Origin of the sequence: Citrobacter sp. L55 (assembly GCF_002850715.1) — a bacterium.
GTDB classification, from domain to species: domain Bacteria; phylum Pseudomonadota; class Gammaproteobacteria; order Enterobacterales; family Enterobacteriaceae; genus Citrobacter; species Citrobacter braakii.
In genome coordinates this window covers 365119-379877 of the sequence record NZ_KZ559400.1, presented here as the reverse complement: position 1 = coordinate 379877, position 14759 = coordinate 365119, and the positions used below count along the sequence as shown (strand labels likewise).

The following is a 14759-nucleotide window of genomic DNA, read 5'->3' as shown; positions in this document are numbered from 1 at the left end:
ACACAGGGTATATAGACATCATTTGACGTGCTGTTACAATCGCTCACATCTAAACAGGCGGATACGTCATCGTTCCGTCATGGATGGCAATCAGCGATAGCCATAATACACAGGGAGACACTTATGAAGCTTCGCCTGTCGGCGCTTGCGCTGGGAACCACACTTTTGGTGGGGTGTGCGAGCTCTGGTACTGAACAGCAGGGGCGTTCGGACCCATTTGAAGGGTTCAACCGCACCATGTACAACTTCAACTTTAATGTTTTAGATCCATACGTTGTTCGACCGGTGGCAGTTGCCTGGCGTGATTATGTCCCGCAGCCGGCGCGTAACGGTTTGAGCAATTTTACCGGCAACCTTGAAGAGCCGGCCGTTATGGTCAACTACTTCCTGCAAGGCGACCCCTATCAGGGTATGGTGCACTTCACCCGTTTCTTCCTGAACACCCTGTTAGGTATGGGCGGATTTATCGACGTGGCGGGTATGGCTAATCCGAAGTTACAGCGCGTTGAACCACACCGTTTTGGTAGTACGTTAGGCCACTATGACGTTGGTTATGGACCGTATATGCAGCTTCCATTCTACGGCAGCTTCACGCTGCGTGATGATGGCGGCGACATGGTGGATACGCTGTATCCGGTACTGTCCTGGCTGACCTGGCCGTTGTCGATAGGTAAATGGACGGTTGAAGGGATTGAAACCCGCGCGCAACTGCTTGATTCCGACGGTCTGCTGCGTCAATCTTCCGACCCTTACATCATGGTGCGAGAAGCTTACTTCCAGCGTCATGACTTTATTGCGAACGGTGGGAAACTCAAACCAGAAGAAAACCCGAACGCGAAAGATATTCAGGACGATTTAAAAGAGATCGATTCTGAGTAAGGAAGGATAAAAATAAAAAGGTGAGCTAAAAAGCTCACCTTTTTTATATCTGAAGAAAATCAGAATGCGTAGTTGAAGTTGGTACCGAACAGCCAGGCTTTACCTTCAGAATCGAAAGTATACGGGCCTTCTTTGACGGTCACTTTCTGGCCGTGCATATAAGAAACGCCTACGTCAATGGACGCGTCATCATTGAAGGCGTAAGTGGTACCCGCACTCAGCCACAGACGGTCCTGGTCTGGAATGGAGATGGAACGCTTGCTCGCAGGAACCGGGCTATCGTCATAGGCGATACCGGTACGGAAGGTCCAGCTTTTATCCATGTAATAAGTCGTACCCAGCGCGATGCGGTAAGAATCTTTGAACCCTTCTTCTTTATAGAACAGCGTCTGCCCGTTGGTGCCGGTTGCTTTCAGCTCCTGGAACTGACTCCAGCTGGTGTAAGCCATGCTGTAGTGAATAGCCCACTGTGGTGCAACGCGGTTGTAACCCGACAGTTCCCACATTTCCGGTAGGTTAAGCGTCAGAGAACCTGGGACGGTGGCGTTGGTGGTTCCCCAAGGGAACGCCGTGCCTGCGCCAGGTAACGCGTTGGCCTGGGTGCGGATGCCGCTCTTGTAATCGCCATCGAAGTCGATTTTGACTTCAGACCGATACGTTAAACCGTAGCGGTTATTTTTATCCAGCTCGTACAAAATACCGGCGTTCCAGCCGTAACCCCATTCGTCACCTTTCAGGCTGGCAATTTTCTGGCTGACTTTTGGCAATGCAGCAGTTTGTTCACCGGAATAACGCTCAATTTTTGCATCGGCATAGACGGCATTAAAACCAACGCCAAAGCTCCAGCTATCATTCAGACGGTAGGCACCGCTCAGGTTCAGGTTGACCGTTTTAAGATCGGTCTTCCCGCCGTATTCGCCGACGATGTAGCTGTCGTTAAATTCGGTTGCCAGGCCATAGTTTGACGTGACAGAAGCCCCCCAACCAAACTGTTCGTTGATCGGCATCACGAAGTGAGCATTGGGAACCCACGCCGTAGGCGCGATGTTGTCCGCATCGGTGCTGCGTCCTGTATATGGCGATTTACCGGAAATATTCACGTCTGGATCGATATACACCGCACCCGCTGAAAAAGTAGGGCGGTCAAACATCATAATCAGCGCCGGGTTACGACTGGCGTTACCTGCATCATCTGCAATAGCGCCTTCACCCGAATATGCCCGGCCAAGGCCAGAGGAAGAAAATTCGTTTAACTGAAAGCCTGCAGACCAGGCCTGTGTGGAGATAATTGCCACTGCGACTGCGAGAGCAGACTTTGTAAACAGGGTTTTCTGGCTCATGACCATAACCTCATTGATTTATTTTTATACAAACAATGTTACATACCGTAACAGGAGCGCGAAGTGTAGGGTCTGAGGTACAACTTAGAAATCAGACCAGTGCCGAGAGTATAGGTCTGACCAGCTGAAATGTTGCAAGTATGTTTATAAATATTTTCAATTCTGATCTCGGAAACGCGATCCAGCTGGCAAAATTGCGGGTATGCACACTCACCTGTTTGGGTGATTTTTGTTTTAGATCATTTTTAAGTGTGATTTCGGTCACTTATCCCATTTCATACAATTAACGACTGGAGAGGCGAATAATGGGAGCGTAAAATATCCCCATCGTTTATCTGGCACCACAGGTGCGAATACAGAGGAAATCTACAATGAGTAAATGCAGTGCTGATGAAACCCCGGTTTGCTGCTGTATGGATGTTGGCACCATCATGGACAACTCCGATTGCACCGCGTCATACAGCCGTGTGTTCGCGAATCGTGCAGAGGCAGAAGAAACGCTGGCCGCTCTGACTGAGAAGGCGCGTGGCGTGGAATCTGAGCCTTGCCAAATCACCTCGACCTTTACTGAAGAGTCTGAAGGTGTGCGTTTGGATATCGACTTTGTTTTTGCCTGTGAAGCTGAAACGCTGATCTTCCAGCTGGGTCTGCGTTAATCCCTTCTTTAAAGGCCCTTGTTACCCGGTAGCAAGGGCTTTTTCGTCACTGTCAGTGATTATTCACTGTGTCTTAGCTCCCACTTTCTTTTCTCCCTGCTTGGCTAAATGTAAAAAATTGGTTAAGACTGTGATCAGGTCAGACCACTTATTTTTATTTTTTACAGGGGAGTGTTATGAGTCAGGCTTTACCGCTGGTTACCCGCCAGGGCGATCGCATCGCCATCGTAAGCGGATTGCGTACGCCATTTGCCCGCCAGGCAACCGCGTTTCATGGCATTCCCGCCGTAGATTTGGGGAAAATGGTCGTTGGCGAGCTGCTGGCGCGCAGCGAAATTTCTGCTGATGTGATTGAGCAACTGGTCTTTGGCCAGGTGGTGCAAATGCCCGAAGCCCCAAATATTGCTCGTGAAATCGTGCTGGGAACCGGGATGAATGTGCACACCGATGCCTACAGTGTAAGCAGAGCCTGCGCCACCAGCTTCCAGGCGGTGGCGAATGTCGCGGAAAGCCTGATGGCGGGGACTATCCGCGCAGGAATTGCCGGCGGTGCGGACTCCTCGTCAGTTCTGCCTATTGGCGTTAGCAAAAAGTTGGCGCGGGTGCTGGTGGATGTCAATAAGGCCCGGACTACCGGTCAGCGTCTTAAACTTTTCTCCCGACTGCGCTTACGTGACCTGATGCCCGTACCGCCAGCCGTCGCCGAGTATTCCACCGGTTTACGCATGGGGGATACGGCCGAGCAAATGGCCAAAACTTATGGGATTACGCGAGAGCAACAGGATGCCCTGGCGCACCGTTCTCATCAGCGCGCCGCTCAGGCGTGGTCTGAAGGAAAACTGGCAGATGAGGTGATGACCACCTACGCGCCACCTTTCAAAGATCCTTTTTCAGAAGATAACAATATTCGCGGCAACTCTACGCTGGCCGATTACGCCAAACTGCGTCCGGCCTTTGACCGAAAGCATGGCACCGTTACCGCGGCGAACAGTACCCCGCTAACCGACGGCGCAGCCGCCGTGATTATGATGACGGAATCGCGTGCGAAAGAGTTGGGGCTGGTGCCGCTGGGATACCTGCGTAGTTTTGCCTTTACCGCCATCGATGTCTGGCAGGACATGCTGTTGGGGCCGGCGTGGTCAACGCCGCTTGCCCTGGAGAGAGCGGGTCTGACCATGGCTGATTTAACCCTGATCGATATGCATGAAGCATTTGCCGCACAAACGCTGGCGAATCTTCAACTGCTGGGTAGCGAACGTTTTGCCCGCGAAGTGCTGGGCAGGGCGCATGCCACGGGCGAGGTCGATGACAGTAAATTTAACGTGCTGGGCGGATCGATTGCCTATGGACACCCCTTCGCCGCCACCGGTGCTCGCATGATCACCCAAACTCTCCATGAGTTACGACGTCGTGGCGGTGGTTTTGGTTTAGTGACAGCCTGTGCTGCAGGTGGTCTGGGTGCGGCAATGGTTCTGGAGGCGGAATAATGGAAATGACATCGGCTTTTACGCTAAACGTACGTCTGGATAACGTCGCTGTTGTCACCATTGATGTGCCCGGAGAGAAAATGAATACCCTGAAGGCGGAATTTGCCTCCCAGGTTCGGGTCATTCTGAAACAAATTCGCGATAACAAAGCATTACGCGGCGTGGTGTTCATTTCGGCGAAACCCGATAACTTCATTGCCGGGGCGGATATCAACATGATTGGTCGCTGTCGCAGCGCGCAGGAAGCTGAAACGCTGGCACGCCAGGGGCAGCAGATTATGGCGGAAATTAATGCCTTGCCGATCCCCGTAATCGCCGCAATTCATGGCGCCTGTCTCGGCGGTGGCCTGGAGATGGCGCTGGCGTGCCACAATCGTATTTGTACCGATGATGCTAAAACCGTACTGGGTTTACCGGAAGTGCAGCTTGGTCTGCTGCCTGGCTCTGGCGGTACCCAGCGGTTGCCCCGTCTGATTGGCGTCAGTACCGCGCTGGATATGATCCTCACCGGAAAACAACTACGCGCAAAACAGGCGCTGAAAGTGGGTTTAGTGGATGAAGTTGTACCGCATACCATTTTGCTGGAAGCGGCCGTAGAACTGGCCAAAAAGGATAGTCCCGCACACCGTACTCTGCCGGTGCGAGAGCGTGTGCTAGCGGGGCCGCTGGGGCGGGCGCTGTTATTCCGCATGGCCAGTAAAAAGACGGCGCAAAAAACGCAGGGCAACTACCCTGCAACAGAACGTATCCTTGAGGTCATCGAAACCGGCCTGGCGCAAGGCAGCAGCAGCGGTTACGACGCCGAAGCCCGCGCGTTTGGCGAACTGGCGATGACATCTCAGTCTCAGGCGCTGCGGCACATCTTTTTTGCCAACACCGATGTGAAAAAGGATCCCGGAAGTGATGTGAAGCCCGGCCCGCTAAACAGTGTAGGCATTTTGGGCGGCGGTCTGATGGGGGGCGGTATTGCCTATGTGACGGCCTGTAAAGGCGGCTTGCCAGTGCGTATCAAAGATATAAATGCCAAGGGAATCAACCACGCGCTGAAGTACAGCTGGGATCAGCTTGAAACGAAGGTTCGCCGCCGTCATATCAAAGCCAGTGAGCGTGATAAACAGCTGGCGCTGATTTCGGGATCAACCGATTACCGTGGCTTCGCTCATCGCGATCTGGTTATTGAAGCCGTATTTGAAGATCTGGCGTTAAAACAACAGATGGTGGCAGAAGTTGAGCAAAATTGCGCATCTCATACCATTTTTGCCTCTAACACCTCATCTTTGCCGATTGGCGATATTGCGGCGAACGCTGCCAGACCTCAACAAGTAATTGGTTTGCACTTCTTTAGCCCGGTGGAAAAAATGCCGCTGGTCGAGGTTATCCCGCATGCCACGACCTCTGAGCAGACAATTGCCACAACCGTTAAACTGGCGAAAAAGCAGGGCAAAACGCCGATAGTGGTCAGAGATAAGGCCGGATTTTATGTTAACCGCATTTTAGCGCCATACATTAACGAAGCTATTCGTATGCTGACCGAAGGCGAGCGGGTTGAAGCCATTGACGCCGCGCTGGTTAAGTTTGGTTTTCCGGTCGGGCCAATCCAACTTTTGGATGAGGTCGGAATTGATACGGGCACTAAAATTATACCAGTGCTTGAGGCTGCATATGGAGAACGTTTTAGCGCGCCTGCAAATGTTGTTGCTTCAATTTTGAATGACGATCGCAAAGGTAGAAAAAATGGTCGGGGTTTCTATCTTTATGGAGCGAAAGGGCGTAAAAGCAAAAAACAGGTCGACCCTGCAATTTATACGCTTATTGGCGTCCAGGGGCAGGGCCGACTCACCGCCGCGCAGATAGCCGAGCGGTGCGTCATGTTAATGCTCAATGAAGCAGCACGCTGTTTTGATGAGAAGATTATCCGCAGCGCGCGTGATGGCGATATCGGCGCTGTATTTGGTATTGGTTTTCCGCCCTTCCTCGGCGGCCCGTTCCGGTATATGGATTCGCTCGGCGCGGGTGAAGTGGTTGCTGCTCTGCAACGACTGACCACGCAATACGGCTCGCGGTTTACGCCGTGTGAGCAGTTATTGCAGATGGCGGAACGCGGTGAAAGATTCTGGAGTAATGGGGAAACTGACCTGAATTCATGAGGTCAAAGGTAGGATGAATCCGCACTGAATGTATGGGTCGCGCTCAAAATGTAAACAGAGATTGACTATACTTACGCCGTTGAGGTAAAAAACAGCGTTTCATTCGGTGAATGGATAAGGCACAATGCCGGCCACCACATCGTTACCACGGTCAATAGGGGCTGTGGATAAAGGTGTCGGTGATTCTGGTTAACAAAAGCGGTGCAATATGCAAGTTTTTATCATGCGTCACGGCGACGCAGCCCTCGATGCCGCCAGTGATTCGGTTCGTCCCTTAACCTCCTGTGGTTGTGACGAATCTCGCCTGATGGCGAACTGGCTGAAAGGTCAAAAAGTGGATATCGAACGTGTTCTGGTGAGCCCGTTCCTACGAGCCGAACAAACGCTGGATGTGGTGGGGGAGTGTATGAACCTGCCAACCGGTGTGGATGTTTTGCCGGAGTTGACTCCCTGCGGCGATGTCGGTCTGGTCAGCGCCTATTTACAGGCTCTGGCCAATGAAGGTATCGCCACGGCGCTGGTCATCTCTCACTTACCTTTAGTGGGGTATCTGGTGTCTGAACTTTGCCCTGGCGAAACACCGCCGATGTTTACCACATCAGCGATTGCCAGCGTAACGCTTGATGAGAGCGGGAAGGGTACTTTTAACTGGCAGATGAGCCCGTGTAACCTAAAAATGGCAAAAGCGATTTAAAAAGCCTGGAATCGGATAAGGCACAGCCGTCATCCGGAAAATCAAAGAGCCGCAAATGCGGCTCTTTCTGTTTTTCTGCATCAGGGAAGTTCGGGCGGTTGCCACTCTTCCACTTCAATCAGCAGCAGCAGCGCGGCGTCGCCACCGTACTCTTTTGGCGCTTGATGAAAGGCCATCACGTGCGGATGCTGCGCCAACCAGAGCGGTGTTTGCTGCTTAAGAATATGTTTTCCGTGGCCATGCATCACGCAGGCGCAAAACACATGCTCACGACGACAGGCGGCAATCAGCGCGCCTAACTCCTGTTTGGCCTGCTGCTGGGTCAGCCCGTGCAGATCGAGAAACAGCTCCGGGGAGTAATCGCCACGGCGCATTTTCTTCAGTTCGAAATGGCTGACGTCGGCACGCAGATATCTTACCGGGCCGTCCGTATTCAGCAGCGGCTGAAACTCGTCCGAGAAATAGTGACTGGCATCAGCTTGTTCCTGCAGCAGCCTTTTAACCGGAACCTCGGTAATTTTTTTACGTAGCGGTCGGTGAACAATGGTGTCCTGTTTCATTTTACGCGTGCCGGTCATCAGCTGGCGAAACAGCGTCTGATCCTCCTCGCTGAGCGATGTTTTCTTTTTCATTCGAGAGTCTCATCTTTTATTTTTCGTTAGTTTAACCCGACTCGGCGGGCATCCGATCGCTTAAAACGCAATTTTCGCGCTCAGGCCCTGTGTGAATGCTGATTTATCGCCGTCTTCGTGGCAAACTAGCCGCCGAAATTAATACGAGCATGCCCTGGAGGAATACGTGGATAAAATTTTCGTCGATGAAGCAGTGAGTGAACTGCATACCATTCAGGACATGTTGCGTTGGGCGGTCAGCCGTTTTAGCGCGGCGAACATCTGGTATGGCCATGGCACGGATAACCCATGGGACGAGGCCGTACAACTGGTGCTGCCGTCACTTTATCTGCCGCTGGATATTCCAGAAGATATGCGTACCGCGCGTCTGACTTCCAGCGAGCGCCATCGCATTGTTGAACGCGTGATTCGCCGCGTCAACGAGCGCATTCCGGTCGCTTATTTGACCAACAAAGCCTGGTTCTGCGGGCATGAGTTTTATGTTGATGAGCGCGTGTTGGTACCACGTTCGCCGATTGGCGAGCTTATTAATAACCGCTTTGCGGGCCTTATTAATGAGCAGCCGCAGCATATCCTGGATATGTGTACCGGCAGCGGCTGTATTGCCATTGCCTGCGCCTATGCTTTCCCGGAGGCTGAAGTGGATGCGGTGGATATTTCCACCGACGCGCTGGCGGTGACCGAACACAATATTGAAGAGCACGGCCTGATCCATCATGTTACGCCGATCCGTTCCGATCTGTTCCGCGATCTGCTGAAAGTCCAGTATGACCTGATTGTGACCAATCCGCCGTATGTCGATGCGGAAGATATGTCCGATCTGCCAAACGAATATCGTCATGAACCTGAGCTGGGTCTGGCGTCCGGCAGCGATGGACTAAAACTTACCCGCCGCATTCTGGGTAACGCTCCGGACTACCTGTCGGATAACGGTATTCTGATTTGTGAAGTCGGAAACAGCATGGTACATCTGATAGAGCAATACCCGGATGTACCGTTCACCTGGCTGGAGTTCGACAACGGCGGTGAAGGTGTATTCATGCTGACCAAAGAGCAGTTAGTTGCTGCTCGCGAGCACTTCAGCATTTATAAAGACTAAATACACGCGCACATACACAACACTCATAACGGAGCCGTGATGGCAGGAAACACAATTGGGCAACTCTTTCGCGTAACCACTTTCGGTGAATCACACGGGCTGGCGCTCGGTTGTATTGTCGATGGTGTTCCGCCGGGCATTTCTCTGACAGAAGCTGACCTGCAGCACGATCTCGACAGACGCCGTCCGGGCACATCGCGCTACACTACGCAGCGTCGTGAGCCGGATCAGGTGAAAATCCTCTCCGGCGTGTTCGAAGGCGTTACCACCGGCACCAGCATTGGCCTGTTGATCGAAAATACCGATCAGCGTTCACAGGATTACGGCGCGATTAAGGACGTTTTTCGTCCAGGACACGCCGACTATACCTATGAGCAGAAATATGGCCTGCGTGACTACCGTGGCGGCGGACGCTCATCCGCACGTGAAACAGCGATGCGCGTTGCGGCCGGAGCGATTGCCAAAAAATATCTGGCGGAAAAATTCGGCGTTGAAATTCGCGGCTGTCTGACGCAGATGGGTGATATTCCGCTGGAGATCAAAGACTGGTCCCAGGTGGAACTTAACCCGTTCTTTTGTCCAGACCCGGATAAACTCGAAGCGCTGGACGAACTGATGCGTGGGCTGAAGAAAGAGGGCGACTCTATCGGGGCGAAGGTGACCGTTGTTGCAAGCGGTGTACCAGCGGGTCTCGGCGAACCTGTATTTGACCGCCTGGATGCTGATATCGCTCACGCGCTGATGAGCATTAACGCCGTTAAAGGCGTTGAGATTGGCGACGGTTTTGACGTTGTTGCACTGCGCGGCAGCCAGAACCGTGATGAAATCACCAAAGAAGGTTTCCAGAGTAATCATGCGGGCGGCATTCTTGGTGGGATCAGCAGTGGGCAACAAATCATTGCTCATATGGCGCTGAAACCGACCTCGAGTATTACCGTTCCAGGGCGCACTATTAATCGCTTTGGTGAAGAAGTCGAAATGATCACCAAAGGTCGTCACGATCCGTGTGTTGGGATCCGCGCCGTGCCAATCGCCGAAGCGATGCTGGCGATCGTGTTGATGGATCATCTGTTGCGTCAGCGGGCGCAAAATGCGGACGTGAAGACCGATATTCCACGCTGGTAAGAGATGAAAAAAACGGCACTTGCGGCGCTGGCTCTTTTTGCCAGCACCGCCTGTCTGGCGGCGACGCCCTGGCAGAAAATTACCCATCCGGTTGCAGGCAGCGCGCAGTCTATTGGCGCGTTCTCCAACGGCTGTATTGTTGGCGCAGATACGCTGCCTGTACAGTCAGAACACTATCAGGTGATGCGCACCGATCAGCGCCGTTACTTTGGCCATCCGGATCTGGTGATGTTTATCCAGCGTCTGAGTAATCAGGCCAACAATCTGGGGCTGGGTACGGTGTTAATCGGCGATATGGGCATGCCGGCCGGTGGGCGATTCAATGGCGGTCACGCCAGCCACCAGACGGGACTGGATGTAGATATTTTCCTGCAACTGCCGAAAACCCGCTGGACCCAGTCGCAACTGCTGCGGCCGCAGGCGTTAGATCTGGTCTCACAGGATGGCAAACGTGTCGTGCCGTCACTCTGGAAGCCGGAGATTTTCAGCCTGATCAGGGTGGCGGCAAAAGATAATGAAGTCACGCGTATTTTCGTGAATCCGGCGATTAAGCAGCAACTTTGTCTGGATGCAGGGACCGACAGGGACTGGTTGCGTAAAGTGCGGCCATGGTTCCAGCATCGTGCGCATATGCACGTACGGTTACGTTGTCCTGCCGACAGTCTTGAGTGCGAAGATCAACCGTTACCACCACCGGGTGACGGCTGCGGCGCGGAGCTGCAAAGCTGGTTCGAACCTCCGAAACCTGGAACCACCAAGCCTGAGAAGAAGACACCGCCGCCGTTGCCGCCTTCCTGCCAGGCGCTACTGGACGAGCATGTACTCTAATGGATCATTTTGCCTCTCTGTTTATGGTGTCGCCACTGCTGTTAGGTGTGCTTTTTTTCGTGGCGATGCTGGCAGGTTTTATTGATTCTCTGGCCGGAGGCGGTGGTTTACTCACTATCCCGGCATTGATGGCGGCCGGGATGCCACCCGCGCAAGCGCTGGCCACCAATAAGCTACAGGCCTGTGGAGGATCTATCTCTTCCTCCCTCTATTTTATTCGCCGGGGCGTGGTTAATCTGGCGGATCAGAAGCTCAATATCTTCATGACTTTTATCGGCTCAATGAGCGGCGCGCTGTTGGTTCAGCACGTGCAGTCAGATATTCTGCGCCAGATCCTGCCGGTTCTGGTTATCTGTATTGGCCTTTACTTTCTGTTGATGCCGAAAGTGGGGGAGGAGGACCGCCAGCGTCGGTTGCATGGGTTGCCTTTCGCGCTGGTGGCCGGGGGCTGCGTCGGCTTTTACGATGGCTTTTTTGGTCCGGCTGCGGGGTCGTTCTACGCGCTGGCTTTTGTCATGCTGTGCGGCTACAACCTGGCGAAATCGACGGCCCACGCCAAAGTATTAAATGCCACATCGAATATCGGCGGGCTGTTGCTGTTTGCCCTCGGCGGCAAAGTGATTTGGGCGACCGGATTTGTGATGCTCATTGGCCAGTTTATTGGCGCACGGATGGGCTCACGGCTGGTGCTCAGTAAAGGACAAAAACTCATTCGGCCAATGATCGTCATTGTCTCCGCCGTGATGAGCGCCAAGCTACTTTATGATAATCATGGACAGGAGATTCTCCACTGGCTGGGGATGAACTAATGAATAATACCCATCACTACGAACAGTTAATTGAGATTTTTAACGGCTGCTTTGCCGATGAATTTAATACCCGTCTGATTAAAGGCGATGACGAACCGATCTATCTTCCTGCGGATGCGGAATTACCGTATCACCGTATCGTTTTTGCGCATGGCTATTACGCCAGCGCGTTACACGAAATTTCACACTGGTGCATCGCCGGTAAGGCGCGGCGTGAACTGGTCGACTTCGGTTACTGGTACTGTCCGGACGGACGCGACGCGAAGACGCAATGCCAGTTTGAAGACGTGGAAGTGAAGCCGCAGGCGTTTGACTGGCTGTTTTGCATGGCGGCGGGCTACCCGTTTAACGTCAGTTGCGACAACCTTGAAGGGGACTTTGAACCGGATCGCGTGGTATTCCAGCGCCGTGTCCATGCTCAGGTGATGGAGTACCTGGAAAAGGGGATCCCTGAACGTCCGGCGCGCTTCATTAACGCGTTACAGAATTATTATCACACGCCTGAACTTAAGGCGGAACTATTCCCGTGGCCCGAAGCGCTCAACTGAAGTCGCTGCCACGTTTACAATGAGGAAAGAAGATGATCGCGGAGTTTGAATCACGCATTCTGGCATTAATCGACGATATGGTAGAGCACGCCAGCGATGATGAGTTGTTTGCCAGTGGCTATTTGCGTGGACACCTGACGCTGGCCGTGGCCGAACTGGACGCTGGCGAGGACCATTCCGCTGAGGCATTGTACGCCAATGTGACCAGCAGCCTGGAAAAAGCCATCAGCGCAGGCGAACTATCGCCGCGTGACCAGGCGTTAGTGAAAGAAATGTGGGACACTCTGTTCCAGAAGGCTACTGCACAATAATTGCGGTAAATTGTGCCGGATGGCGACGCTCTGGTGTCTTATCCGGCCAACCTTATTGGGGGGGTTGTAGGCCTGATAAGCGTAGCGTCATCAGGCCATGACGAGAGGGCATCCCATCCTTTTATTTCACCGCTTTACCCTTCAATAACTTCCTGACCCACAGACGATTTGGATTTAGCGCCGCCAGCGTGCTGGCATCCATGGGAATCGGTTCATTGCTCATTTGCGAAGCCAGAATTTCTGCACACAGCGGGGCAGTACACAGCCCGCGCGATCCCAGCGCGCCCAGCATAAATAAATCGGAATAAACTGGCGCGCTTACGGCGTGCTCTTTGTCTGCAGCAAGTGTGGTGTACTGGCTGAGCGTGGCGTCATAGTCCGCGACGTTGCCGACCATTGGCATGTGATCGCGCGTGGCGCAGCGCACCCCGCAGCGGGCGGCATTGTCACTAACGTCTACCTCTTTTGCCCACACAGCGTTCGGGAAGCAGTCGATTAAGCGTTGACGGTTTTGTTGCTGATCGTCCTCGCGATACGCTGTCTCTTCACTCCCACGATGATAGCTGGCGCCAATGCAGTGCTGCTGATTTTGCGGGTTGTGCGGCGTGAGGTAGCCGTCATAGCACAGCACCTGACGTAACGCTGAAAGTGCAGGTGTGGTGGGAATATGACTCACCTGACCGCCCACGGAGTACACCGGTAGCGGCTGCGTTTGCTCAAAGCGGCTAATGAGATGGCCGTTAGCCAGAACGACTGCTGCGTGAGAGGCGGTTTCTCCACTGGAAAACTGCAATTGCCAGCTTGCTGTCTGGCGAGTCAGTGAGGTCAGCGTATGGTGGTAGCGGGTGTGTAATCCCAGGGTTGTTGCATAGTCCAGTACCGCGGCGGTTAACTGCGCCGGATACAGCCATCCTCCGGCCGGATACTGAATCCCGCCGCATCCGGTTTCCACACCTGTTGTTTGTAAAACCTGCTGTGCGTCAACCCCGACGGCGAGCGCAGTGGGCAGTTCAAGGGACAGCATCTGGGTGATTTTTTGCTGGCTTTTCTCATCCCACGCGAGTTGCGTCACGCCGCACCAGTCATGCGCGAACTCAACGGGGAGGGCGTCATACAGTCGTCGGGCGAAGGTAAACGCAGTGGGGAAAAAGAGATTAATGGCTGCGTCATGTTTGCTAAGTAGGGGGTAGAGCGCCCCCTGGCGATTACCGGATGCGCCCCCGGCAGGTTTATCGTCGGCGCAATACAGCGTGACCTGCCAGCCGCGGCGCAATAACGCCAGTGACAGCAATGCGCTGGCAATTCCTCCACCAATAATGGCGGCTTCGCGCTTATCTGTTCCCGTACGCGCAAACCATGGCGCCGAGGACGTGAGCGCCTGAGTCTGTTCCATCACGCCACAGAGCATTTCGCGTTTGCGCCCAAAGCCTTTGCATTTTTGCATTGTAAATCCGGCTTCCTGCAACCCCCGACGTACAAAGCCTGCCGATGTAAAGGTTGCCAGCGTCCCGCCGGGACGAGCCAGTCGGGCCATCGCGTTAAACAGCGTTGGCGTCCACATATCCGGGTTTTTTGCCGGTGCGAAACCGTCCAGGAACCAGGCGTCCACCTTTTTATTCAGAGAGTCATCCAGCGTACTGGTCAGTTCGTTTATATCGCCAAACCACAGATCCAGCGTGACGCGCCCATCATCAAGCAGCAGGCGATGACATCCCGCCAGCGGCAGCGGCCATTGTTCTTGCAGTGCCGTGGCCCACGGGGCAAGTTCTGGCCAGTGCTGGTGGGCTAAGGTGAGATCTTCACGCGTCAGCGGATATTTTTCAAAGCTGATGAAATGTAATCTTTCCAGGGTAGCTTCAGGGTGGGTATCGCGAAAATCGGCAAATGCCTGCCAGAGCGTGAGGAAGTTAAGTCCAGTGCCAAACCCGCTTTCTGCCACCACGAAGAGGGGACGTGAATGCGCAGGGAATCGTTGTGCGAGATGGTTACCGCCGAGAAAGACGTAACGTGTCTCTTCCAGCCCGTTATCATTAGAAAAATAGACATCGTCAAAATCTCGGGAAACAGGTGTACCCTCAGCGTTGAATTCAAGGTTGGCAGGTTGTATAGCGTATTGTTTCACGTAAGTTACTCGTCTGACAGGCTGTGCCCCGATCTTAGCGATGAGTGCCTGGCTGCGCAAATTTCCACATAAAATGGCTGAT

The 14759-nt window shown here is 53.5% G+C and carries 14 protein-coding genes; 11 read left to right on the top strand and 3 right to left on the bottom strand.

All coding sequences use genetic code 11. From position 1 onward, the window contains the following. Window positions 1-123 precede the first annotated feature (123 nt). Complete coding sequence (gene mlaA, locus B9P82_RS06260; protein ID WP_003028190.1) at window positions 124-879, top strand: phospholipid-binding lipoprotein MlaA; 756 nt, start codon at window positions 124-126, stop codon at window positions 877-879. A gap of 59 nt (window positions 880-938) precedes the next feature. On the opposite strand, the gene fadL is transcribed toward mlaA, so the two are convergent. Next, window positions 939-2219, bottom strand: a complete 1281-nt coding sequence (fadL, locus tag B9P82_RS06255; RefSeq protein WP_046275562.1) for a long-chain fatty acid transporter FadL — start codon at window positions 2217-2219, stop codon at window positions 939-941. Between the two features lie 371 nt (window positions 2220-2590). Between fadL and B9P82_RS06250 the strand changes: the two genes are divergently transcribed. The 4 genes from B9P82_RS06250 to sixA all read left to right on the top strand — a co-directional run bounded on the left by B9P82_RS06250 (window position 2591) and on the right by sixA (window position 7203). Continuing rightward, window positions 2591-2875, top strand: a complete 285-nt coding sequence (locus B9P82_RS06250) for a YfcZ/YiiS family protein (protein ID WP_003834838.1) — start codon at window positions 2591-2593, stop codon at window positions 2873-2875. Between the two features lie 176 nt (window positions 2876-3051). Further along, window positions 3052-4362 (top strand): acetyl-CoA C-acyltransferase FadI, encoded by a 1311-nt coding sequence (gene fadI, locus B9P82_RS06245; RefSeq protein WP_016153879.1) that lies wholly within the window; start codon window positions 3052-3054, stop codon window positions 4360-4362. After that, on the top strand, window positions 4362-6509 hold the full coding sequence (gene fadJ, locus B9P82_RS06240; protein WP_047500864.1) for a fatty acid oxidation complex subunit alpha FadJ: 2148 nt from the start codon (window positions 4362-4364) through the stop codon (window positions 6507-6509). Before fadI ends, fadJ begins: the two co-directional genes overlap by 1 nt. Window positions 6510-6717: 208 nt before the next feature. Beyond that, window positions 6718-7203 (top strand): phosphohistidine phosphatase SixA, encoded by a 486-nt coding sequence (sixA, locus tag B9P82_RS06235; protein ID WP_003028179.1) that lies wholly within the window; start codon window positions 6718-6720, stop codon window positions 7201-7203. Window positions 7204-7283: 80 nt separating this feature from the next. Here the strand turns inward: sixA and smrB are convergent, their stop codons facing one another. Continuing rightward, window positions 7284-7835, bottom strand: a complete 552-nt coding sequence (gene smrB, locus B9P82_RS06230; RefSeq protein ID WP_016153877.1) for an endonuclease SmrB — start codon at window positions 7833-7835, stop codon at window positions 7284-7286. A gap of 166 nt (window positions 7836-8001) precedes the next feature. Here smrB and prmB point away from each other — a divergent pair, with 166 nt between their 5' ends. From prmB to B9P82_RS06200, 6 genes are read left to right on the top strand one after another with little or no spacing between them, the layout of a single operon-like run. Continuing rightward, on the top strand, window positions 8002-8934 hold the full coding sequence (gene prmB / locus B9P82_RS06225) for a 50S ribosomal protein L3 N(5)-glutamine methyltransferase (protein ID WP_016157058.1): 933 nt from the start codon (window positions 8002-8004) through the stop codon (window positions 8932-8934). Window positions 8935-8973: 39 nt separating this feature from the next. Continuing rightward, window positions 8974-10059: a chorismate synthase gene (gene aroC / locus B9P82_RS06220; RefSeq protein ID WP_003028170.1), complete on the top strand. Its 1086-nt coding sequence runs from the start codon at window positions 8974-8976 to the stop codon at window positions 10057-10059. A gap of 3 nt (window positions 10060-10062) precedes the next feature. After that, window positions 10063-10887 (top strand): penicillin-insensitive murein endopeptidase, encoded by an 825-nt coding sequence (gene mepA, locus B9P82_RS06215; protein WP_101700100.1) that lies wholly within the window; start codon window positions 10063-10065, stop codon window positions 10885-10887. Continuing rightward, window positions 10887-11696 carry a sulfite exporter TauE/SafE family protein gene (locus B9P82_RS06210; protein WP_016153874.1) on the top strand — a complete coding sequence of 270 codons (810 nt, stop codon included), beginning with the start codon at window positions 10887-10889 and terminating at the stop codon, window positions 11694-11696. The genes mepA and B9P82_RS06210 overlap by 1 nt, the downstream gene beginning before the upstream one ends. After that, window positions 11696-12244, top strand: a complete 549-nt coding sequence (locus B9P82_RS06205; RefSeq protein WP_047358771.1) for an elongation factor P hydroxylase — start codon at window positions 11696-11698, stop codon at window positions 12242-12244. Before B9P82_RS06210 ends, B9P82_RS06205 begins: the two co-directional genes overlap by 1 nt. Before the next feature lie 32 nt (window positions 12245-12276). After that, window positions 12277-12555, top strand: a complete 279-nt coding sequence (locus B9P82_RS06200; RefSeq protein WP_016157057.1) for a YfcL family protein — start codon at window positions 12277-12279, stop codon at window positions 12553-12555. A gap of 121 nt (window positions 12556-12676) precedes the next feature. Here the strand turns inward: B9P82_RS06200 and mnmC are convergent, their stop codons facing one another. Then, window positions 12677-14677, bottom strand: a complete 2001-nt coding sequence (mnmC, locus tag B9P82_RS06195) for a bifunctional tRNA (5-methylaminomethyl-2-thiouridine)(34)-methyltransferase MnmC2/FAD-dependent 5-carboxymethylaminomethyl-2-thiouridine(34) oxidoreductase MnmC1 (protein WP_168188434.1) — start codon at window positions 14675-14677, stop codon at window positions 12677-12679. Window positions 14678-14759 lie beyond the last annotated feature (82 nt).